This window comes from Streptomyces sp. Alt3 (assembly GCF_030719215.1).
GTDB lineage: Bacteria > Actinomycetota > Actinomycetes > Streptomycetales > Streptomycetaceae > Streptomyces > Streptomyces glycanivorans.
The window spans coordinates 2788444-2809831 of record NZ_CP120983.1 but is presented as its reverse complement, the minus strand read 5'-3'; the positions used below and the strand labels follow the sequence as shown (position 1 = coordinate 2809831).

Annotated in this window: 17 protein-coding genes and 1 pseudogene; 14 read left to right on the top strand and 4 right to left on the bottom strand. The window is 66.6% G+C overall.

All coding sequences use genetic code 11. The annotated features are described in order from the left end of the window. The first annotated feature begins 177 nt into the window (after window positions 1–177). The 4 genes from P8A20_RS11865 (at window position 178) to P8A20_RS11850 (ending at window position 4160) form a co-directional block, all read left to right on the top strand. Window positions 178–1581 (top strand): family 2B encapsulin nanocompartment shell protein, encoded by a 1404-nt coding sequence (locus P8A20_RS11865; RefSeq protein ID WP_147959449.1) that lies wholly within the window; start codon window positions 178–180, stop codon window positions 1579–1581. A 98-nt stretch (window positions 1582–1679) separates the two neighbouring features. Further along, entirely contained in the window at window positions 1680–2723 is a 1044-nt protein-coding gene (locus P8A20_RS11860) for a family 2 encapsulin nanocompartment cargo protein polyprenyl transferase (RefSeq protein ID WP_147959450.1), read from the top strand. Window positions 2724–2816: 93 nt separating this feature from the next. Further along, a complete protein-coding gene (locus P8A20_RS11855; RefSeq protein ID WP_147959451.1) occupies window positions 2817–3413 on the top strand; it encodes a GNAT family N-acetyltransferase in 597 nt (198 codons plus the stop codon). A 78-nt stretch (window positions 3414–3491) separates the two neighbouring features. Next, window positions 3492–4160 (top strand): DUF6304 family protein, encoded by a 669-nt coding sequence (locus P8A20_RS11850; protein WP_147959452.1) that lies wholly within the window; start codon window positions 3492–3494, stop codon window positions 4158–4160. Between the two features lie 94 nt (window positions 4161–4254). Here the strand turns inward: P8A20_RS11850 and snpA are convergent, their stop codons facing one another. Beyond that, window positions 4255–4926: a snapalysin gene (snpA, locus tag P8A20_RS11845; RefSeq protein WP_306103482.1), complete on the bottom strand. Its 672-nt coding sequence runs from the start codon at window positions 4924–4926 to the stop codon at window positions 4255–4257. 289 nt (window positions 4927–5215) lie between these two features. On the opposite strand from snpA, the gene P8A20_RS11840 reads away from it, so the two are divergent. From P8A20_RS11840 to P8A20_RS11820, 5 genes are all read left to right on the top strand, one after another. Next, window positions 5216–6169 carry a LysR family transcriptional regulator gene (locus tag P8A20_RS11840; RefSeq protein ID WP_147959453.1) on the top strand — a complete coding sequence of 318 codons (954 nt, stop codon included), beginning with the start codon at window positions 5216–5218 and terminating at the stop codon, window positions 6167–6169. Window positions 6170–6254: 85 nt separating this feature from the next. Next, window positions 6255–7247: an NAD-dependent epimerase/dehydratase family protein gene (locus P8A20_RS11835; RefSeq protein ID WP_306105141.1), complete on the top strand. Its 993-nt coding sequence runs from the start codon at window positions 6255–6257 to the stop codon at window positions 7245–7247. 9 nt (window positions 7248–7256) lie between these two features. Continuing rightward, entirely contained in the window at window positions 7257–7619 is a 363-nt protein-coding gene (locus P8A20_RS11830; protein WP_147959454.1) for a DUF952 domain-containing protein, read from the top strand. Continuing rightward, on the top strand, window positions 7616–8497 hold the full coding sequence (locus P8A20_RS11825; RefSeq protein WP_306103481.1) for an SDR family oxidoreductase: 882 nt from the start codon (window positions 7616–7618) through the stop codon (window positions 8495–8497). The genes P8A20_RS11830 and P8A20_RS11825 overlap by 4 nt, the downstream gene beginning before the upstream one ends. 495 nt (window positions 8498–8992) lie before the next feature. Further along, on the top strand, window positions 8993–10537 hold the full coding sequence (locus tag P8A20_RS11820) for a hypothetical protein (RefSeq protein WP_306103480.1): 1545 nt from the start codon (window positions 8993–8995) through the stop codon (window positions 10535–10537). A gap of 9 nt (window positions 10538–10546) precedes the next feature. Here the strand turns inward: P8A20_RS11820 and P8A20_RS11815 are convergent. Then, window positions 10547–12020, bottom strand: a pseudogene (locus P8A20_RS11815) (NF041680 family putative transposase). An 810-nt stretch (window positions 12021–12830) separates the two neighbouring features. Here P8A20_RS11815 and P8A20_RS11810 point away from each other — a divergent pair. Then, window positions 12831–14579, top strand: a complete 1749-nt coding sequence (locus tag P8A20_RS11810; RefSeq protein ID WP_306103479.1) for an ATP-dependent nuclease — start codon at window positions 12831–12833, stop codon at window positions 14577–14579. Further along, window positions 14576–16465: a UvrD-helicase domain-containing protein gene (locus P8A20_RS11805; RefSeq protein ID WP_306103478.1), complete on the top strand. Its 1890-nt coding sequence runs from the start codon at window positions 14576–14578 to the stop codon at window positions 16463–16465. Before P8A20_RS11810 ends, P8A20_RS11805 begins: the two co-directional genes overlap by 4 nt. 396 nt (window positions 16466–16861) lie before the next feature. Here the strand turns inward: P8A20_RS11805 and P8A20_RS11800 are convergent, their stop codons facing one another. Further along, the gene (locus P8A20_RS11800; RefSeq protein WP_124274636.1) at window positions 16862–17392 is read right to left on the bottom strand and encodes an NUDIX domain-containing protein; all 531 of its coding nucleotides are present in this window, start codon (window positions 17390–17392) and stop codon (window positions 16862–16864) included. Between the two features lies 1 nt (window position 17393). Continuing rightward, complete coding sequence (locus P8A20_RS11795; protein WP_306103477.1) at window positions 17394–18749, bottom strand: NsdA family TPR-like regulatory protein; 1356 nt, start codon at window positions 18747–18749, stop codon at window positions 17394–17396. Window positions 18750–18951: 202 nt separating this feature from the next. Between P8A20_RS11795 and P8A20_RS11790 the strand changes: the two genes are divergently transcribed. The 3 genes from P8A20_RS11790 to P8A20_RS11780 all read left to right on the top strand — a co-directional run bounded on the left by P8A20_RS11790 (window position 18952) and on the right by P8A20_RS11780 (window position 21385). Continuing rightward, window positions 18952–19701: a hypothetical protein gene (locus tag P8A20_RS11790; protein WP_306103476.1), complete on the top strand. Its 750-nt coding sequence runs from the start codon at window positions 18952–18954 to the stop codon at window positions 19699–19701. 79 nt (window positions 19702–19780) lie between these two features. Further along, entirely contained in the window at window positions 19781–20692 is a 912-nt protein-coding gene (locus tag P8A20_RS11785; RefSeq protein ID WP_306103475.1) for a BUD32 family EKC/KEOPS complex subunit, read from the top strand. Further along, window positions 20693–21385: a class I SAM-dependent methyltransferase gene (locus tag P8A20_RS11780; protein ID WP_306103474.1), complete on the top strand. Its 693-nt coding sequence runs from the start codon at window positions 20693–20695 to the stop codon at window positions 21383–21385. The last annotated feature ends 3 nt before the right edge of the window (window positions 21386–21388 follow it).

Here is a 21388-nt window from a genome sequence, read left to right as displayed (position 1 = left end):
GCCCCGTTCGACCACATGTCCGACGTGACGCTCCGAGGGCCCCGCCGGGGCGCCGGGTGCGGGCAACGTGCCCCACCTCGGGGCCGATTAGTCACACTCTTTTGTGTAATAGCGCGCGGTGTCCTCCGGCTGCAAGTCTTCTTCACGCAGGTCAGACCATGATCGAGAGGATGTCGGATGTCCGTTGGTGAAGAGGTTCGCGACACGCAGCCGCCGCAGCAGAGTCTCGGCACAGCGGCTGCGCGGAACCTCGCGACGACGACCAAGTCCGCCCCGCAGATGCAGGAGATCTCCTCGCGGTGGCTGCTGCGCATGCTCCCCTGGGTGCAGGTGCAGGGCGGCACGTACCGGGTGAACCGCCGGCTGAGCCATTCGGTCGGGGACGGCAGGGTGACATTCGTCCAGACCGGAGACCGGGTCGCGGTCATCCCCGCCGAGCTCGGAGAGCTCCCCGCCCTGCGCGACTTCGCCGACGAGGACGTGCTGGGCGAGCTGGCGCGCAGGTGCGAGCAGCGCGACGTCGCGGCCGGCGAGGTACTCGCCGCGGCCGGCGACTCGGCGGACCGTGTCCACCTGCTGGCCCACGGCAAGGTCGAGAAGATCGGGACCGGACCGTACGGCGACGAGACGGTACTCGGAGTCCTCGCCGACGGCGCCTACTTCGGCGACCACGTCCTGGTCGACGGCGACGCGACCTGGGAGTACACGGCCCGCGCGGTCACCGCCTGCACCCTGCTCACCCTGCGCCGGTCGGACGTGCTCAATCTCGCGGCCCGGGCGGACTCGCTCCGCGACCACCTCGCCGGGCTGCTCGCGATCCCGCACCAGCGGACCAACCCCTACGGCGAGGCGGAGATCGACCTCTCGGCGGGGCACGTGGGGGAGAGCATCGTCCCGCACACCTTCGTCGACTACGAGTCGTCGCCCCGTGAGTACGAACTGAGCGTCGCCCAGACCGTGCTGAAGGTCCACAGCAGGGTGGCCGACCTCTACAACCAGCCGATGAACCAGACCGAGCAGCAGTTGAGGCTCACGGTCGAGGCGCTGCGTGAGCGCCAGGAGCACGAGCTCGTCAACAACCGGGAGTTCGGCCTGCTCAACAACTGCGACTACGGGCAGCGGATCCAGCCCCACGACGGGGCGCCCGGTCCCGACGACATGGACGAACTCCTTTCGCGGCGACGCGGATCGAACCTCTTCCTCGCGCACCCCCGGGCCATCGCGGCCTTCGGCCGTGAGTGCAACAAGCGCGGCCTGGTCCCGGAGAGCGTCGAGGTCGGCGGGCACCACGTGCCCGCCTGGCGCGGAGTGCCGATCTTCCCCTGCAACAAGATCCCGGTCACCGACGCCCGCACCACGTCGATCATCTGCATGCGGACCGGTGAGTCCGACCAGGGAGTCGTCGGACTCCAGCAGAGCGGAATCCCGGACGAGATCGAGCCGAGCCTCTCGGTGCGCTTCATGGGAATCGACGAGCAGGCGATCATCTCGTACCTCGTGACGGCGTACTACTCCGCCGCCGTCCTCGTGCCCGACGCCCTCGGGGTCCTGGAGAACGTGGAGGTCAGCCGCTGGCGGTGACGCTCCGCGAAGGCCCGGGCGCCCGGCGCCCGGGCCCCCGGCATGCCGAGGCCGCGACCACTGGTGCCCCGTGGCACCCGGAAGGAGTGACCGTGACCATGACCAGTACGGATGCCGCGATGGAGGAGGACAAGGCCGTCGCGCTCCTGGAGCGCACCCGTGACGCCGTCGACCCGCATCTCCGCGCAGCCGTCGAGACGCTGCCCGGGGCGATCCGCCGGGTCGCCATGTACCACTTCGGCTGGCAGGACGCCGACGGGACGCCTGCGTCGGGCCAGGCCGGAAAGGCCATCCGGCCCGCGCTCGTCCTGGCCGCCGCACGTGCGCTGGGAGGGGATCCGGAGGCCGCGATGAGGGCGGCCGTCGCCGTGGAACTCGCCCACAACTTCACCCTGCTCCACGACGACGTCATCGACGAGGACACCACGCGCCGGCACCGCCCGACGGCCTGGGCGGTGTTCGGTGTGCCGGACGCCGTCATCACGGGTGACGCGATGTTCTCGCTCGCACTCCGCCTCCTGACGGACGATCCGCACCCGGCGTCCCCGCCCGCGGCGGTACGGCTCTCCACCTGCGTCATCGAGCTCTGCGCGGGACAGCAGGCCGACTGCGGCCTGGAGGACCGAGGCCCCGACGACGTCACCCTGGACGAGTGCCTCGCCATGGCCATGGCCAAGACCGGCGCCCTGCTCGGCTGTGCCTGCGCCCTGGGCGCGCTCTACGCCGGAGCGGACGAGAGAGCCGTGCGCGCCATGGACGGCTTCGGCAGGGAGGCCGGCCTCGCCTTCCAGCTCATCGACGACCTGATCGGTATCTGGGGGGACACGGCGCGCACGGGCAAACCGGTCGGGGCGGACCTGACCGCCCATAAAAAGTCCCTGCCGGTGGTCGCCGCGCTCACCTCGGACACCCCGGCGGCCGGTGAGCTCGCCGCGCTCTACCGGGGCGCCATGAACACGCCGGGGGAGGTGAGGAGCGCCGCCGACGCGGTCGAGCGGGCGGGCGGGCGTGACTGGGCCCAGACGGCGGCCGCGGACCGGATGGCGCGTGCCGTCCACCATCTGTCCCGCGCCGTTCCCGACCCGGCGGGCGCCGGAGACCTGCTGGCCCTGGCCGAGTTCGTCACCCGCAGAACCCACTGAACGGGACCGCCCACGACCGGCACGGCGGCCAACTCTAGTATTCCGTGCGGCGGTTGGGACGAGCCGCCACGGGACGAAGGGGTGGGTCCGGTCATGGGCGTACGCGTACGGCAGGCGGAGCAGCGGGACAGGGACCAGGTCGTACGGATCCTGGCGGAGGCGTTCCACCACGATCCGGTGAGCTGTTGGGTCTTTCCGGACGAGGAGCACCGGCACGCGGTGCACGGGAAGTTCCTCGGCGTCTTCGCGGACGTCGCGCTGGAGGAGGGCCGTGTCGACCTGCTGGAGGACGGTACGGCGACGGCCCTCTGGCTCGATGTGCCCGCGGGTGCTCCGGAGGAGGAGGACGACACCCCCGCGCTCATGAGGGAGACCGCGGACCCCGACAACGAGCGGGCCGAACTGGTGGGGAGACTGACGGGCGCGGTCCATCCCCACGTCCGGGCGCACGCCTACCTGTTGATGATCGGCGTCTCGCCGGAGCGCCAGGGGGAGGGGATCGGAGAGGCGTTGATGAGGGGGGTCCTGGAGCGATGCGACCGGGAGGGGACCCCCGCCTATCTGGAGGCGAGCAGCGCGCGCAGCCGCGGTCTCTACGAGCGGCTCGGCTTCACCTTCACAGGACGGGCCGTCGACCTTCCCGAGGGTCCGCCGATGTGGCCCATGTGGCGTGAGCCGCAGGCCGGATGAGCGGCCCCCTGCCAGCCGGGCCACGGAAGGGGAGGGTGCCGCCGGGCGGGTCCCGGGTCCGGGCTACAGTCCCTGCTCATGACAGATGAGTCGTGGGCAGGCTGGTACCGGGACCGTCATGGTTCCGAGGCCGTCATTCTCACCACGGACGGACAGCTGCTCCGTATCCGGGTCAGGGGCACGGACTTCGAGGGCGAGAGCTTCGACGGTCTGAGCCCCGTGGCGGGCGCGCCGGCCCCGGAGGGGTTGTTCGACCTGGTGGACGGCGCGCTCGACGACTGCGTCCTGGAGTGGGACCTCCCGCTGCCGGTCCTCGCGGCCGGCACGGTCCGCCAGGCCACGCTCCGCTGTCTGCTGTCCCTGCGAAGGGCGGACCCGGACCTGTGCCTGGCCCTCCATCTGGACGGCGCGGTGTACGAGTCGAACCGCGCCGAGGGCGACTTCGCCGCCGCCCTGGCCACGGTGCAGCGGGTCCTGCCGCCGGACATACATCTGCAGACGTGCATAGCCTGCGCCTTCTCCGACTACTTCCCGGCCCCGGTCCGGGGTCTGTCCGGCGGGCTCGCCTGCTTCCGCGGGGCGAAGGACGCCTACCGCGACGTGGCGGGCGGGGACGACGTCGCGGACCTCTGGGACCGGCGGACCGGATTCGTCCAGGAGATATGGAGCTGCCGGGAGTTCGAACCACGCCCGGCGCACGGCGCCGGCACGGGGCACCGGGGAGCCTTCCCCCTCGAACTGGCCTGAGCCCGGCCCCGCCTTTCCGGCAACGCCGTGGGGCCGTTCCGCCTGGGCGGAACGGCCCCTGTGCCGGGTGGTGCGGGTCGCGCCGGGAGTCGCGTCAGGAGGTGGCGCGGGCGAGCGCGGCCGCGAAGCCGTTCTGCCAGAGGCTGTTCACCCGCGAGCGCTCGGTCGCGTTCGGATAGGCGTTCGTGCAGGACGTTCCGGGGCCGCCGCCGGACATGAGCTCGCTGCACGGACCGGTGTAGTGGTCGGGCAACCCCAGCACGTGCCCGGTCTCATGAGCGGTGACCCGGGTGGAGTTGTACTGCTGGTTCTGGGCGTAGTCCAGGAAGATGTAGCCGCTGCCGTGACCGTTCGTACTCGCGTACGAGCCCCGGGAGTCGTTGCCCTCGCGGTAGGTGAAGTCGGGGTTCGACCCCTCCTGCAGCTTGACGTTGCTGACCGAGCTGTTCCAGATGCTGGTGCTGCTCGCTATCTGGCTGCGGAAACTGGGGGCGTTGGTGGTGCTGTAGACGACGGTGACCGCCGCGGCGCCCGGGTTCGCGGCCCGCTTCTCGGCGACCGACTTCATGACGGCGTTGAAGAAGGCCTTGTTCGCCTTGGCGTTCTCGCTCGAACCGGCGTACGCGGCGTAGCCGGCCTGGGCCGTGCTCGCTGTGGACGCGGGGGACGGGGCTGCGGCGACCGCGGGGGTGGTGCCCAGCGCGGCGGCGAGTCCGAGTCCGAGACCGGCCACGGCCGACATGACGGCTGTCCTGGGGTGTCTCATGGGGGGTGTCTCCTGCCTGTCCGACGAACCCCGTCCGGGGAGCCGGACGGGGAACGGGTGGGGAACGGGTGGGGGGTACGGAGAGAGTGTCGGGGCAGCCGGGCCCGCGGCGGATGATGTCAACCGGCGATAGCACCGCCCTATCGCCCGGTCCGCGAGCGCGGACGGACGTGCGGTAAGCGCACAGAACCATCACAGTGCCGGACGCCCCGACAACCCTGAAACGGCCCGGTTGGTGGGGGTTGGGGCATCTGGTGCTCGACGTCCGAACAGCCATACCCTCGCCGTCATGGAGCTCGAGGTGAGGCACCTCAGGGCGCTCTGCGCCATCGCCGACACGGGCAGCCTGCACCAGGCGGCACGGAGGCTCGGCGTCAGCCAGCCCTCCTTGACCACCCAGCTCCAGCGGATCGAGAAGAGCATGGGGGCGGAACTGTTCCGCCGCGGGAGGACCGGCTGCCTGCCGACCCTCCTGGGGCGTGCCGTCCTCAGCCGCGCCCGTCCCCTGGTGGACGGCATGACGGCCCTGGTCGGCGCCGCGATGGCCGAGGCCGAGGCAGCCCGGGAAGGTGGCCCGCGCCTGCGCATCGGGTCCACCGCGAGCCGGGTCATCGGCGGCTGGCTGCGCGGACTGCGCGTGAGGCTGCCCGGCACGGACATCTCGCTCCGGGTGGACGTCTCCGCCCGTGCCCTGCTCGGGGAGGTCGCGGCCGGCCGGCTCGACGTCGCCTTCGTGCACGAGGTCGAGGGCTGCCCGCTCGTGGTTCCGGACGGGCTCGTCCAGCGCGTACTCCTGGAGCGGGAACCGCAGTTCATCTCCCTGTCCCGGGACCACCCCGCTGCCGGGCGGCCGGTGGTGGACCTCGACGACCTGGCGGGCGACCGGTGGATGGTCGACCCCTCGGTGGACGGGGAGTGGGACGGCGTCCGGAGGGTCCTGGGTGCCGCGGGCCTCGATCCGCCCGTCCTGCACGGCGACTACCTCACGGCGGCCTCCCTCGTCGTACTCGGCGAGGCGGTCGCCCCCTGCCAGCCGACCTCGGGCCCGCGCGACGACATGGCCATCCGCCCTCTGCGCGGCGACCCCCTGGCGGTCAGGCTGCTGCTGGTCTCACGGCAGGGCGCGGACACGGACGCGGTCTACGGGGAACTGGAATCGGCCTACCGCGACGCGGCACGACGGGCCGAGGACTACCACCGGTGGCTGCTGCGGCACCGCAGCCCCCTCGCGCACACGTCCTGAGCCGGATGGTTCCCCGTTCTGCCGAGAGCGACGTTCCGTTGTCCCCGCAGGCCCCGGCGGGCACGATCACCGCATGAGGCTCCTGATGCTGGGCGGTACGGAATTCGTCGGACGCGCCGTCACCGACGCGGCGCTCGGCCGCGGATGGGAGGTCACGGTCTTCCACCGCGGCCACCACCCGGCACCGGCCGGCGTGCGGACGCTGACCGGCGACCGCACGACGGGCGGGGCCGGCCTGCGGGCACTGGCCGACGGCACCTGGGACCTGGTCGTCGACACCTGGAGCGGCGCGCCCTCCGCGGTGCGGGACGCGGCCCGGCTGCTGTCGGGCAGAGCCGGGCACTTCAGCTACGTCTCCAGCAGATCCGTGTACGAATTCCCCGCCCCGGCCGGGCTGGCGGAGGACGGCCCGCCGGTGGCCGGCGCCTCTCCCGACGCCGGCCCCGACGTCTCCTACGCCCTGGCCAAACGCGGCGGGGAACTCGCAGCGCTCGAAACCTTCGGCGACCGGGCTCTGCTGGCCAGGGCCGGGCTGATCCTCGGACCGGGGGAGAACATCGGCCGGCTGCCGTGGTGGCTGGGCCGGACAGCCCGGGGCGGGCCCGTCGTCGCGCCGGGCCCACCGGACGCCGGCATCCAGTACATCGACGTCCGTGACCTGGCGGACTGGCTGCTGGACGCCGCGGCCGGCGGCCTGTCCGGGCCGCACAACACAGTCAGCCGCCCCGGACACGCGACCATGGGCGAGCTCCTGGACGCCTGCGTGCAGGTCACCGGATCCCGCGCCCGACTGCGCTGGACCGACCCGGAGGTGCTCCTCGCCGCAGGCGTCGAGCCATGGACGGACCTGCCGGTCTGGCTGCCCGCCGGCGAGCTGTACGACGCCCTGCACATGGGTGACGTCTCCAAGGCGCACGCCGCCGGGCTGCGGTGCAGACCGGCCGGTGAGACGGTCGCCGACACCTGGGCCTGGATGCGGGATCTCGGCGGCACGGTCCCGCAGCGTCCCGACCGGCCGCCCGTCGGTCTCGACGCGCAGACGGAGGCGAAGCTCCTCGGGACGCCCGGAACCCCTTAACGTGGCCCGATGACCGAACAGTTGCTGCACCTCACCGAAGAGGCCCTGTGGGAGGCCGCCCGCACGGCGGGGACGTACGAGATGTCCACCAGGGGTCGCACCCTGCGGGAGGAGGGGTTCATCCACTGCTCGCTGCCCCACCAGCTGCCGGCCGTGGCACGGGCGTTGTACGGGGCCGACACCGGGAACCTGGTGGTCCTGGTCATCGACACCGGCCGGGTCCAGGCACCCGTCCGGTACGAGGCCATGGAGCCCGGCGGCGAGGAGTTCCCGCACGTCTACGGACCGCTGCCGGTGAGCGCGGTCGTGGAGGTGCGCCCCTGGGCGCAGCAGGCCGCACGCGCCGCGGACGGGAAGGGCGGGGCCCGGTGATCAGCGACCTCATCGCGGTGACCGGCGCGAGCGGCGCCGTCGGCGGCCGGGTGGCCGCGAGGCTGGCCCGGACCGGAGTCCCCGTGCGCCTCCTCGGCCGGGCCCCCGGCCGCCTGCCCCGCCTGCCCGGCACGGCCGCCGCGCCCCCGGCGGCGTACGGCGACGGCGAGGCCATGCGCCGCGCGCTCGACGGCGCGCACACCCTGTTCCTCGTCTCGGCGCACGAGAGCCCCGACCGGGTGACGGAGCACACCACGGCGGTGGACGCGGCCCTCGCGGCGGGTGTCGAGCGCATCGTGTACGTGTCGTTCCTCGGTGCGGCACCGGACGCGACGTTCACGTTCGCCCGCGACCACTGGCACACCGAGGCGCACGTCCGCATGACCGGCGTACGCCACACCTTCCTGAGGGACGGCTGGTACCTCGCCGGGATCCCCGCGATGACGGGGTCCGACGGCGTCCTGCGCGGCCCGGGCGGAGAGGGGCGGGTCTCGGCCGTCTCCCACGAGGACATCGCGGACTCGGCGTCGGCCGTCCTGCTGGACGAGGGCACGGACCACGACGGCGCGACGTACGACCTCACGGGCCCCGAGGCGTTCACCCTGGCGGAGGCGGCCGAGGAGCTGAGCCGGCACACCGGCCGCACGGTCCGGTACGTCGCCGAGACCGAGGAGGAGGCCTACGCCTCCCGCGCCCACTACGGCGCCGAGGACTGGGAGGTGGCCGGCTGGGTCACCTCGTACGAGGCGATCGCCTCCGGCGAACTGGAGACGGTCTCGGACGCCGTCCCCACCCTCACGGGCCGGCCGGCCACGAGCCTGTCCACCTACCTGAGGGACAACCCGGACAGCTACCGCCACCTCCTGCCGGGGTCCTGACGGGCCGGCCCGGACCCGCCCCGGCGTCACGGCAGGGCGGCCGGGAAAAAGAAGACCGCACCCGGTCCGTGAGGGGCGCCGTGGACGGCGTCCGGCGGACCGGGTGCGGACGGATGGGCGACGTGACCGGCGGGGACCGCCGGCCGGTCGGCCGGGCCCGGGGTCAGGCCTTCTTGGTCTCCTAGTAACGGGCCGGGTCGGTGACCTGCGGGGATCTTCCCTGTGGGGCGCTGACCTGGCCTTTTGGTGATGGCTGGCGTTGGGGCGCGACGGTCCTGATCGGGTGCCCTGCGGACTGTGTGCGGACTGGGGACCTTGAACTGCTGCCGCAAATACGGCTACTCGAGTGTCTCCGCACAGCGGGCTGATGTGCCTGCCGCGCCTGGCAATCCGCACTGGTACCCCCAGCGGATTGCTCTGCGTAGCTATGCTGGCCAGGGCTTGGCTGGCGGGGTCGGGTTGGCCGCCAGCCCGATGCGGGACGAGGGGAGCCCCATGCAGCAGTTGTACGTCGTTGGCCTTGAGGTGACGCTCGCGGATGGCTGCAGTGCGCCGTCGGCTTTCGAGCGGCTTATGGCGCATATGGAACAGCATGTCTCACCAGTCGCGAGTGGTGTGTCCACTGCGGAGCTCATGTCTGGCAAAGGGGAGGTCGTTATCCCCGGCTACGGGCAAGGGCGGCCTGACCAACATGTAAGTTGGCTCCCCGTCACTGTTGCCGATGGGGTTCGCGCGCTTCGAATGGATATAGGGCAGGATCTTCCTAAAGGTGGGAGATTCCTGTGCCAGTTGACGGCCTCCGAGTACGGTGGAACGACTGGTTTCCGAGTCGTCATGGGGCGCGAGAGTGGCGGCCTACTTGCCCCTGCGACGGTGGAAGAACTTCGGCCACCCCGATCGCTCAATTCGGTCATGCAGGATTCTGGCCTTAGGTGTGCTGACGGATTAGACGTCATCACAGCCAGGGAGAATTCAACGCTGACGTCCCAGCTTCCATCTGTCCGCGATCACCTCTTTTCGCCCGGGCGGCGCCTACCCGTCCTTCTTATTTCCTCGATTCGTACAGTGGGGCCGCCGGCAGTGTTTGCGCGCAAGGCCGCGCGGCGTCTGGCTGGCCTTGCTCATGTCGTGGTCGTCTCTGGCTGGCTAGCGTTTGACTCATTCAATGCTGGTCTTGAGCGAAACCTGCTGCCTCGTGACGGCGCACGGCTGTACTGGCCTACTGTCGAAGCGAGAGCTCCCTGGTGGGGGTCGGCGGATCTCTACGGCGATCACGATGCCCTCTTGGGTAAGCTCACTCGGCTTCTTGCCCCTCTTAGCGTCGTTGCTCGCGGTCGAGACCGCTTGTGGGAAGCGGTTCGCTCGGCCGAGACCGATGCCCTCCTGGATGACCTTGCTGGCACCGAGAGTGAACAGATCGACCTGCTGAAAGATAAGCTGGAGGAAGAAAGAGGGCATCTGGTTCAGCTTCTTGAACAAAACGAGTTGCTGGAAAATCAGGTCGCCCGCCTGGAGATTGAGTCGGCCAACCTCACCGCTCAGCTTGAGATGGCGACGTTGCCGACCGTTACGGAGCCTACAGATGTGCGGCGGCAGCCCATCGCAAATCCGGATGATTTCTCCGCAGATTGGGATCGTTGGACGGAGGAGTCTGAAGGGGCGCTCGTATTTACACCCCACGCGAAGGATCAATGGGGTAAGTGTGAATATCCCTATCCTGAGCGAATGAGGGAGGCGCTGGATACGCTATCTGATCTCGCTCGAGAATGGAGAAAGCAGCGAGGTAAGCTGGGGACCTCGCTTGTATCCTGGATCGGTGACAGGACTCCATTGGTGTATGCGCCACAGGATGAGGCGCTATACAGAAAGAAGTTGCACGAATTTAAGTTCGAGCGAACGAAGTCATGGGATCGGCAGCCCCACATCAAGCTCGATGATTACACAACCCCTGATCGGGTTGGGAGAATCTACTTTGCCATTGACGGTGACAAATACCGATGGATTGTCGACCATGTTGGGCTGAAGCTCTACGGTCTCTAAGCTTGACGTTTATGCAGCTCTGCTGCCTGCGGTGGCTTCCGCGAAGTTTGGTTTGTCCTGTTTCCCGACGGGGTGCTCGCGTGCGCGGCGCTTGTTCTGCGTCCCGATTGGCTGGCCGGGGCCCGCGACGCTGGATTTCGGTGCGCTGACCGGCTGAGGTTTTTCCCGTGGAGGCGGCGAAATCCTCGACGGACGCGCGCGGGTGTGAGGCGCGCCCCTGACGGGCGGGCCGTTCCCAGGGATTGCGGAGGTCTTCTGCGAGGGGCCGGGCAAGGCGGAGTTGAGTGTGGGCTGCGATGACGAGCCAGGTCCAGGGGTCGGCGGCGGCCGGCTCGCGGAGTTTGGGAGCGGTCCACCCCAACGTCTGCTTGAGCATTCTGAAGGTGTGTTCAAGGTCGAATCTGCGCAGGAATGCCCGCCAGAGCCGGTCCACGTCGTCTGCCGTTGCGGCGGTGCCCGACCACCACAGCCAGACCGGCCTGGGGTCGTGGAGACCGCGACCCCAGACCGGCCTGGGGTCGCGGTCTCCACGGAGATGGTCGACCTGAAGACGGACGACGGTGCCTTCGATGACCGGCAGCTCTCCTTCGGGGTGGCCGACCCAGGCCGAGCGCCGAACCAGTAGCGGGTGCAGGCGATCCCAGGCACTGGCGAGGGCCTTCCCGTAGTGGGTGGTGTCGGACACCGTGGTGACCGACGGGACAGGCTGAGTGGCCGCGGCCTCGAACGCAAACTCAGCCCCGCGCTTGGGCTTGCGCCCGCGATTGGCCGGTGGCTGCGGCGGAGGCGGGAAGTACAGGACGCGGTCCGAACGCATCCCGCCCAGCAGCTCCACAGGCAGGTCCGCAAGCAGGAAAGCCAGACGGGTCACGTCATAGCCGGCATCAAGGACGACCAGGACAGGCGGGTCACCGACCTGCCACTGGCCTGTCACATACAGCCGCTGCAACACGTCCCGGACCTGGGCGGCGGTGACGGCGATCGCGTCGTCCCAGGGACACAGCCGGACCACGTCCAGCAGGGCAGTCCACGACGTCCGCCCCTGCTCCAGAGCGGCAACGAAGGAGTAGGGCCACCCGGGGATCATCTGGGCCGAGCCCCTGCCACGACCGTACGTGTGGCAGAACATCCGGTCCGGGCTGGTATTCGCATCAGGCCGCGACCAGGTGCTCACGTCGACCGCCAGGACCAACCGCCCCTCCGATGTGCGGGGAAGCGGCAGCCCTGCCAGCGTTCTGCGCAGCCGTGCCATATCTAGATCTCCGTGGTTCAGGCCGCCGTACAAGGCGCCATGCCCGCGCCGGTGCTCGGGCTCCAACGACAGCTCGACCAACGTCCTCACCGGACCATCCGCGCACAGCAGGGCATCACTCAGCTCGAACAGCGCATCGCGCCGCCCGGTCAGACAGGCATAGAGCCCCATCCGGAAGCCCGACAGTTCGGCAAACGCATCCCGCGGGGCGCCGTGGTGCAGCAGACTCATAGCGACGGCCTTCGTGTTGATCCCCTGCCTCTGTGACGGAGCACAGGATCAAGCGAAGGCCGCTCTTACGTCCGGAACTTAGGCAAAATCATCAGCAAGTTCGAGACCGGTGTTCGACGGCAGACCATAAACGTCAAGCCTAGAGGAACAGAGCATTGAGGGATCACCGGTCACACGGACGTGCAGTCGGATAGCCTCAGTAGCCCTACCGCTGGGGGAAGGGGGGCGGAAGAGCCCAGTCGAGATGTGACCGCCCAAGATGATATCGAACGCTTGAACGATATTCCTGGCGGCGGACTTCGCCCGAACTTATCGACGCACGCAGCAGTGAGCAACTAGACAACTGATCAACCTGCTAGAAGTTAATTCAGAGGGACGGACGCCGGGGGTTCGGATGCATATTAAATCCTTTCGAGTTGAGAATTTCCGCCGGTTAAAGAATGTCCGAGTGGACCTCGATAAAAAACGACAATCTTCGTTGGCGCAAACAATAGCGGCAAAACCTCCGCGACTCACGTATTTCAACGATTCCTAGACCCCAAGGTTCGCTTCCAGATTTACGACTTCACAGCTGACTGCTGGGATGTATTTAATAGCTTCGACCCCGCCGAGGGTAACGCAGAGACGGATCTTCCCAAGATCTACTTTGATCTTTGGTTCGAGGTCGACGACGAAAATATGCATCGCGTGGTCGATCTATTGCCAGGTCTCGACTGGAACGGGGAACCCGTGGGCCTGCGTATGGTCTATGCACCGAGAGACCCCTCCACCTTGATGGCGAACTACTTGAAGTCAAGGAATGACAGAAGGTTGCCCGCCACGATCCCTGCCGGTGCCTATCAACCATGGCCTTTGAACCTCACCGACTACCTCACCAAGCGACTGACGAATGAGTACGAGATTAAGTATTTTGTACTTGACGCACGGAAGTGCGATACCCAACTTATGCCTGAAGTAGGGTATGACCCCTTCTACCTTGGGACGAATGCCTCTGGGGCCGGCGCCCTGGTTAGCGCGCTCCTCAAAGTCGACTTCCTAAACGCTCAGCGGCATCTGACGGATGCGGAATCGCACGGTCGAGCGGAAGACCTATCTCGACGTCTTAGTAGGTACTATCAACGCAATCTGCAGAAATTTGAAACTGACCTCGATGCACTTAGCGCTATCGCTAACTCAGAGTCAGCTCTCAACGAACATTTTGCCCAAGCCTTTGATTCAATCCTAAAGAGCATTGAACATCTCGGGTACCCCGGGGCTAACAACGCAGGCCTCGTAGTCAAAGCCTCTTTCAATGTGCAAAACATGCTCAGCACAAGTGCACGCGTTCACTACATGCTCCCTACCGCGAATGGGACTACACCTTCTGATGCATCGCAGGTCCTGCCGGATCAGTACAACGGCCTGGGATTTAAGAACCTAATCTACATGGCTGTTGAGATCCTAGATTTCCACCACGCCTGGGAAGAGACAGAGGGGCAGCGTCCACCCGTACATCTCATTATGATCGAGGAACCGGAAGCCCACCTTCACGCTCAGCTCCAACAGGTATTTATTCGGAGAGTGTTCGAACTCCTACCTGAACCCAAACCAGGGTTCCATACCCAAATGGTTGTCACTACTCACTCGTCACATATCTTGTACGAGAGCAGCTTTCAGCCGATTCGCTATTTCTGCCGGGATAGGAGTGGACAGGCAGTACATCGCAGCGAGGTCAAGAACCTTTCAATCTTCTATAACGGCGAACAAAAGGCGACTCGCGATTTCCTGCAGCAATATTTGAAGCTCACTCATTGTGACCTGTTCTTCGCCGATGCAGCCGTTTTGGTCGAAGGGAACGTTGAGCGACTATTGTTGCCCCTGATCATTGAGCGCAAATTCCCCGCATTGAAGGCATGCCATCTCACTATCCTGGAAGTCGGTGGGGCATTTGCGCACAAGTTTCAGGAGCTGCTGGAATTTCTAGACATTACAACTCTGGCTATCACCGATCTCGATAGCAGTGAGCCAAAGGAACAGCAAGGATCCGAGAAGAACGACTCCAATGGAGGACATGCGTGTAGGACTACTGTGCCTCGTGCCGTCACATCAAACGAGACCCTCGCGCACTGGTTTCCAAAGCTGACCACGATTGAGGAATTGCTAGACCTGCCGGACAGCGAGAAAGTTGTGCAATGCGATGGAGGGGGCAGCGGCAACATTCGCGTCACCTACCAGACTCGTCGGCTTGCCGCTTGGGGGGCCGACGCGATTGAGTTGGCCGGACGGACTCTCGAAGAGGCTTTTGCCTTAGAAAATTTGGCTTGGACGCAGGATCCGTCAAAAAAATCAATCGGCCTGTCCATCCCGAAATCAAGTCAGATGACTCTTGACGAACTACATGACGCGCTCTTCAAACGGGTTCGGAATCTCGATAAAACAAGGTTTGCCCTTGGCCTAATCGCGGAGCAAGACACTGCGTGGAGGCCGCCGCAGTACATCATGGACGGGTTGGAATGGCTTCGCGAGCATCTGCTCCCTCAGTCTCTGCAAGCCTCAACTGAGGGTAAGGACAAAGAATGAGATCGAGAATTTCGGCGCCTGATACGCCTGCAGACATCACGTTGCGTCGCCTCCTGGACGGAGACCAACTTCAGTCCTTCGTCGTGGTTGCCGGCGCCGGTTCGGGTAAAACAACCTCCCTGGTGAAGGCGCTCGATCATGCAGCGACACGCCACGGCCCTCGTCTACGAGCACGAACCCAACAGGTCGCCTGCATTACCTATACCGAAGTGGCGGCTAAGGAAATCCATGCAGATGTGGGCAACAGCCCTCTGGTCTCCGTATCCACCATTCACAGTTACCTATGGACCCTCGTCAGGCCGTTCCAAAAGGATATAGGTCTATGGGTCGGCCGTCACATTGAGGACGCGATGGGAGAGATCAAGGAGAAGCAGCAAAAATACACTTCGCGCACCCGTCCAACGACCATCGCGAAGGATTCCTCTGACCTAAACAAGCTCGGCATCCAGCTTCAAATGACCCAAGAGGTTGCACGGTACTCCTATGGCATTGGGAGCGACTACGCAAAGGGAATCCTTGGGCACGAGGATATTGTCACGATGGTTCCCGATCTAATTCTTGACAACGCTCTCCTCCGGCGAATCATTGCCAGCAAGTACCCTTTTATTTTTGTCGACGAAAGCCAGGATACCTTTCACAAGGTCGTCGAGGCGCTCAAAGCTGTCGATGCCCAGGCCCAAGGAGCCATCTGCCTCGGTTTCTTTGGGGACCCCATGCAAAACATTTTTCAGCGCGGAGTAGGGGTGATTTCTCAAGAGGCCGGGTGGGAACGCGTTGAGAAACCGGAAAACTTCCGTAGTTCGAAAAAGGTTCTGAGCGTTATCAATCAAGTGCGCTCCGAGGCTGACGGCATTGTTCAGGTGACCGGACGCTCTCCCGAAGATGGAAAGAACGGAGAGTTCTTTTTCTTCGTGCTTCCTGCGGATGATCGACGGAGCGAACAACTGGACGACGTGCGCACCTGGCTAGGGCAGCACAGTGATGCTGGCAGCTGGGCCGCGAACTCGGCTGAAGATGGCTCGGGCGCGAAGATACTCATGATCGTTCACCGCATGGTGGCAAACCGTATGGGTTTCGCACATCTTTACGCTGCTTTCCACGACAGTGGCTCAAGTAGCTTGAAGCAGACTTTCGACGAGGGAAGCGCCTGGCCACTTCGACCGTTCGAGGAAGTGATTCTTCCGATTTGTGAGGCTGGCAGCGTTGACTCTCCAGCAGTAATTGCCGCCCTCCGTAAACACGGGGGTGTTTTCAATGCGGACACACCAGAGCAGGATGTTAAGAAAAAGCTAGCTCTTGCGCGTGACGCGGTATCAGACCTTCGCAAGGTTGTTTCGGAGGGCGGTTCAAGCTCTACCGGAAAGGCGCTGACGCTAGCTGTAACCGCCGGGCTAGTTGCACCTGACCCGCGGCTCTCCTTCTACCTAGAGCCCGAGGGGCCGCACCGCGATATTGTGCTGACATCGGAAACAAGAGAGGCTTTGGGCGCTTTCACGAGATGTGACGTAGATGAGATCGCGGCTTACTTCAAATATATTCGACAAGAATCGCCCTACTCCACGCAACATGGAACCAAGGGAGCGGAATTTTCCAAGGTCATAGTTGTGCTGGATGACGAAGAGGGTAAATATCAACTTTACTCGTATGAGAAGCTTTTTGGGATCAAGGAACTATCGGAGACCGATAAGCGAAACATTGCCGCGGGTAAGGAATCAGTTCTGGAACGGACTAGGCGACTTCTCTATGTTTGCGTATCGCGTGCAATCGACTCACTCGCTGTTGTCGTATTTGCGAAGAACACGACCGAAGCCAAGTTGGCCATTGAAAAATCCAACATTACAGCTGGCGGAAGAGTCCTGACCGAGGCAGACCTTGCACACCTGTAGCTACCTGCTTAATTAGACAGAAATCTTTCCTACTCTAGAGTCCTCTCGATTTTCTATCTTGGCACGGCTCTCAAGGAAGTCCCGCATCCGAAAGATGACGTCGCACTGTGCTCGCCTGACCTGGACGTACGGCGCATAACCATGAGGGGGGGGCCAGCAAGCGGCCGCTGAAGCGGCGCTTGCGGTCACCCCGGCAACGTCGCCTGGTGGCCGCCGTCCGCCATCACCGCGGACGCCAGCTTGAGTCCTTGGTGGCTGACGTAGCCTCAGGCCATTGGCGTCGCGCGGGGGCGCCGGGACGGTGAGTTGGCCTCGGGATGGTCATCAGCGGCCCCCACCTTGGTTTCTCGGCACGAGTGATAAGCGGGTCCGCTCTGGGCGGGTCACAGTTGGCCTCTACTGCCAGCCATCGAGGGAGACCTCCGGGCCTCCCGCGAGGTACTGATGGAGGGCGCTTGAGGTGGTGTCCACGAAGTTGTCGGGGATTTTGTCGACGTCGACCCAGCCGACCTGAGCGTGCTTGCGGGGTTCGCGGTTTTCGGGTTCGCCGGTCCATTCGTGGGTGGCGAAGACGACCGTGAGGAAGCCATTGGGGGACTCGACGCCCCAGGCTCCGTGGATGATGTGGGCGACCTGGAGAGCCTCCGGCTTCACCGTGAGTCCTGCCTCCTCGTACAGCTCGCGGACCGCCGTCTCAGTGATGGGCTCGCCCGGCTCACTCTTGCCGACCGGCAAGTCCCACAGGCCCTGGGCGAACTTGGCGTTCTCGCTGCGCTGGAGGAGCACGACGCGGTTGGTGGCCTTGTCGTGGACGATGACGGCCGCGACCAGCAGGGTCATCGAGTCGAGTGCCGGCTTGAGGGCCGGGGGGCGGTTGTCGGTCTGCTGGGCCACGGGGTTCCCTTCGTCGGGGCGGTTGTTGGGCATGTTAGGCGAGGGCCTCGCGGGCGCGGCGGGCGAGATCGGCGGCGCCGGGTACGCGGCGGCGCTGGTATACCGCCAGGGTGGAGCGGATTGAGGTGATGGCCTTGCGCGTGCGGTCTGAGGTCATGCCTTCCATGAGGGCCAGGGCCTGTGTCCAGGCTGCGACTGCTTCGTCGGCTCGGGCCTGGGCGGCAAGGCTGTCGCCGAGGTCGGCGTGGGTGAGGGCGTGGACGCGCTTGTACTTCTCCGGGTCCCAGCGGGTTAGCGCGTCGCGGTGCTGCTGTTCCGTGCCGATGTGGTCGGCGAGGTCGGTCAGGGTGCGGGCGGTGTGGCTGGCCACGGTGCCGGCGGCGGGGCCGCTGACGCGGGAGAAGCTGGGCTGGGGCCCGTCTTCGCGCAGGAGTGCGTCTTCGGCTCGGAGGAGGGCGCGGGCGGCCAATGGGTTCTCGCCGACCGCTGCGTAGGCGCGGGCGTGCGTGATGTGGAGGAGCGCTTCCGTCTGGCCGTCTACGTGGCCGAGGCCCCGGGTGAGGGCTCCCCTAACGAGGTCTACGCAGTGGTGGGGTTGCTTGAGGCTGAGGGACTGGTGGGCGAGGGCGCGCATCATCCAGGCGGCGTGGCCGTGGGGGTCGGCTTCGCAGGCGAGTTGGTAGCCGACCTGGTAGTAGCGCTGGGCGGCGCCTTCGTGGCCGAGGTCGTGGTGCTTCCACCCTGCGAGGTAGGCGAGTTCGGCGACGGCGCCGAAGGCTGCTTGGCGTAAGGCTTCTGTGGGGAAGCGGCCGCGCAGCATGGGGGCTGCCGTGTCGGCGAGGTATGCGGTGACTGTGGTCAGGCCGTGCCCGCCGCCGAGCCGTTCGTCGGCGGCGCTGAAGGCTGACGTGATCTGCCGTACGACGTCGATGTCGTCGCTGCCGACCAGGGAGCGGGCAGTGCGGGCACGGAGCATCCGCGAGGTGGCTTCGTGGTCGTGCAGAAGCGGCATGGCCACGCCGGCCGTGGTGAACGCGGCGATGGCGAGGAAGCGGCGACGCTCGACGTCCGCGCGACCGAGGTCGGTGACCGCGGTGACGGGGTCGGTGTCCGGTGGCGACTCCGTGTCGGGTGAGTGGAGGCCGAGCTCGGTTCGGGTGACGACGCGTCCCAGCCGCCGGGAGAGGGCTTCGGCGAGGTACTGGCCTGCCTGGCCGGTCGGTGTGCGGGCACCGACCACCCAGTGGGAGATGGCTGACTTGTTCGTCTGGAGCAGTTCGCCGTTCTCGGCGGCGATGCGGCGTACGTCCTTGGCGAGCGCGTCATACGTGCACCCGGCGGCGTTGATCGTGTCGCGCAGGCGGGAGTTGGCGCTGGTCGGTGCCGGCACGATCGCCTCCGCTCCGGATCCGTAAACCGTGTATACCGCTTGACCTCGGTCACACCGTACCCACTCTGCGTAGCGGACGGTTCACTTATCGATAGCCGCCCCACTCACGGCATCGCGGGCCGGGCGGCTCCCAAGTTCCGTACGCCCCAACGGGCTCGGGCATTCCCATGCCCCGGCCCGGACGATCAGAGACGGAGACACGGTGACCACCATCGACACCGCGACCATCACGGTCGAGCTGCCCGACCCCTTCGACCCGCGCTGGAACCGCCTGCCCGGCATCCACGTGGGCGGCCGGCGCATCACCATCGATCCGGCCGAGTACTTCTTCCGCTTCGAGTCCAGCACCTGGCTCGTCGCCGACTGGGAGTTGGTGAAGGCCCAGCTCCTCGACGTGGATGAGACGACCGAGAGCACGGTCGAGCAGCTCGCGCTCGACTTCATCAAGAACCACGGCGAGTCCACCTCCGACGCCGCCCGCGTGTTGACGGCGGCGTACGGGGTGTACACGTACCTCTTCCGCGAGGAACACCTGGCCGGCCTCGGCCTCCCGCAGATCACCGCCGACCACCTGCGCATGCTGCGCGAGGCAGCGACGTTGATGGCGCTCAACAAGGCCGAGCTGGACGGGCACATCTCCAACGTCGGCCCGTGCTGGTTCTTCCCCGCCGCCACGTCCGTCGTCTTCGACCTGGACGACGCGACGGGCGGAATGCTGGACGAGGTCTACCACGGCGGCTGGTTCAACGAGCACCGCCGGATCGAGTCCATCAAAGCCCACGCCGCGCTCGGCGGCCGACTCGTGCATGGCTGCCAGTCCGTGCCGGACCAGTCCGGCGGCGTCGTCGCACCCTACGGTGCCTCGATGGCCAACTTCCGTGACGACCTGGCCGAGTTCAAGGCGGGCTGGATCGAGCAGGTCTACGCCCGCCGCGTGACCGCAGCCGAGTAACCCTGCCCCCAGTACGGCTCCGGGGCGGGCCAGCTCGCGCGCGCCCGCCCCGGAGCCCGCCATCCCCCTGGAGACCCCCATGGACCAGAGCCTGTCCGCCACCCTGCTGGACGACCTGTGCACCCTCGTCGGCAAGCCCCTCCCCGACCGTGCCGAGATTCGTGTCTGGGGGATGTCCGGCGTCGAACGCGTCACCTTCCCCGACGGCACCACAGCCGTTTTCAAGTATGCCAAGAAGCCCTTCGACTGCGAGGCGCAGGCCCTTCGGGCGGCATACCAGCGCGGGCTCCCGGTCCCCGCGCTCCACGCCACCGCCATGCAGGACAAGTGGCTCGGAATGCTCATGGACGACCTCGGCACCCCCGTACGGGACGCCGACGACGTCGACGGTGTCGCCGCCGCCGTCATGCTCCACTCCGCCCGCCCAGGGGGCGGTCTGCCCCTCCTCGATGGGGCGGGCCTCGCTGCCCTGCCCGGCCGAGCCCTCGGCCACCTCCAGCGGCTGCGGAAGACCGACCGATGGACGGACTGCGACGACATCGAGATCGCCCTGGGGAAGATCTCCGCCGCGGCAGAGGCCCGTGTCCAGGGGGCGACGCTCGACCCGTTCGGCTGGGTCCACTCCGAGTTCCACCCCACGAGCGTCCACATCGGGGAGAACGGCTGGCACCTCCTCGACTTCGCCCGCGCCTTCACCGGACCCGGCCTGATCGACCTCGCCTCGTACCACGGCACCACCGACGTGCCGAGCCCCTTCCGCATGCGGGTGTTCCTGGAGCAGTACGTCACCGCAGGCGGTCATGAGGACGCCCTCGCCGTCCGGGGCGGCCTGGCCGCCGAGGCATGGGCCCTGGGCTGGCACCGCATGTGGGCCGTGGAGTGGTTCATGGAGCAGGCCATCCGCTGGATCAACGACCCGGCCAAGGACCCCGCGTACATCCCCGTCGTCCGCCGCCACCTGAACGACGTGGTCCAACTCCTGGAGGTCTAGGTGCTCGCCCAGATCTCCCCCTGGTACGCCCATGCCGCCCAGCGCACAGCCGCTGCCCCCGCGCACGCCCTCGCCGCACCGGCCCGTATGGAATGGAGCACCCACGCGGGCATCGGTCCCGGCGCCGAGATCCTGGGCCGGGACCTGTGCGGCAAACGCGTCCTGGAGCTGGGCTGTGGCCCCGGCCACAACGTGGCCCACATCGCGAAGCATCACCAGGCCCGCGTCACCGGCGTAGACCTGGTCGGCCTCCAGGTACGCCGGGCCCGCTCCCACTACGGCCACATCGACGGCGCCACGTTCGCCGCCGGCCACGCACTGCACCACCTTCAGGCCACCGGCCAGACCTTCGACACGATCTACTCCGTCTTCGGTGCCGTCGGCCTCGTCGCCCCCGAGCTCCTCCTCGCCGCCATTTCCCGGCGCCTGGAACCGGGCGGTGTCCTGGCCTTCTCCGTTCCTCACCCGGCACGGGCCGGAAGACATCCATCCACGGACGACCGTCCGCGCGAGGACTACGTCACCATGCCCGACCGCACCCGACTGCCCCTCGCTCGATGGGAGTTCGACGCCTGCCGTTGGGGCGCTCATCTCTCCCGGACCGGCCTGCGCGTCACCTCGGCGGTGGAGCTGCGGCACCCGCGCCGCGACCCGTGGCCCACCACCCTCCTGATCACCGCCCGCAAACGCTGACCG

Excerpts from the sequence above, each read along its gene's own strand:
- P8A20_RS11855 (WP_147959451.1), top strand. The coding sequence starts at position 2,817 with ATGGGCGTACGCGTACGGCAGGCGGAGCAGCGGGACAGGGACCAGGTC.
- P8A20_RS11820 (WP_306103480.1), top strand. The coding sequence starts at position 8,993 with ATGCAGCAGTTGTACGTCGTTGGCCTTGAGGTGACGCTCGCGGATGGC.
- P8A20_RS11835 (WP_306105141.1), top strand. The coding sequence starts at position 6,255 with ATGCTGGGCGGTACGGAATTCGTCGGACGCGCCGTCACCGACGCGGCG.
- snpA (WP_306103482.1), bottom strand. The coding sequence starts at position 4,926 with ATGAGACACCCCAGGACAGCCGTCATGTCGGCCGTGGCCGGTCTCGGA.
- P8A20_RS11840 (WP_147959453.1), top strand. The coding sequence starts at position 5,216 with ATGGAGCTCGAGGTGAGGCACCTCAGGGCGCTCTGCGCCATCGCCGAC.
- P8A20_RS11800 (WP_124274636.1), bottom strand. The coding sequence starts at position 17,392 with ATGCCCAACAACCGCCCCGACGAAGGGAACCCCGTGGCCCAGCAGACC.
- P8A20_RS11850 (WP_147959452.1), top strand. The coding sequence starts at position 3,492 with ATGACAGATGAGTCGTGGGCAGGCTGGTACCGGGACCGTCATGGTTCC.
- P8A20_RS11865 (WP_147959449.1), top strand. The coding sequence starts at position 178 with ATGTCCGTTGGTGAAGAGGTTCGCGACACGCAGCCGCCGCAGCAGAGT.
- P8A20_RS11805 (WP_306103478.1), top strand. The coding sequence starts at position 14,576 with ATGAGATCGAGAATTTCGGCGCCTGATACGCCTGCAGACATCACGTTG.
- P8A20_RS11785 (WP_306103475.1), top strand. The coding sequence starts at position 19,781 with ATGGACCAGAGCCTGTCCGCCACCCTGCTGGACGACCTGTGCACCCTC.
- P8A20_RS11860 (WP_147959450.1), top strand. The coding sequence starts at position 1,680 with ATGACCAGTACGGATGCCGCGATGGAGGAGGACAAGGCCGTCGCGCTC.
- P8A20_RS11830 (WP_147959454.1), top strand. The coding sequence starts at position 7,257 with ATGACCGAACAGTTGCTGCACCTCACCGAAGAGGCCCTGTGGGAGGCC.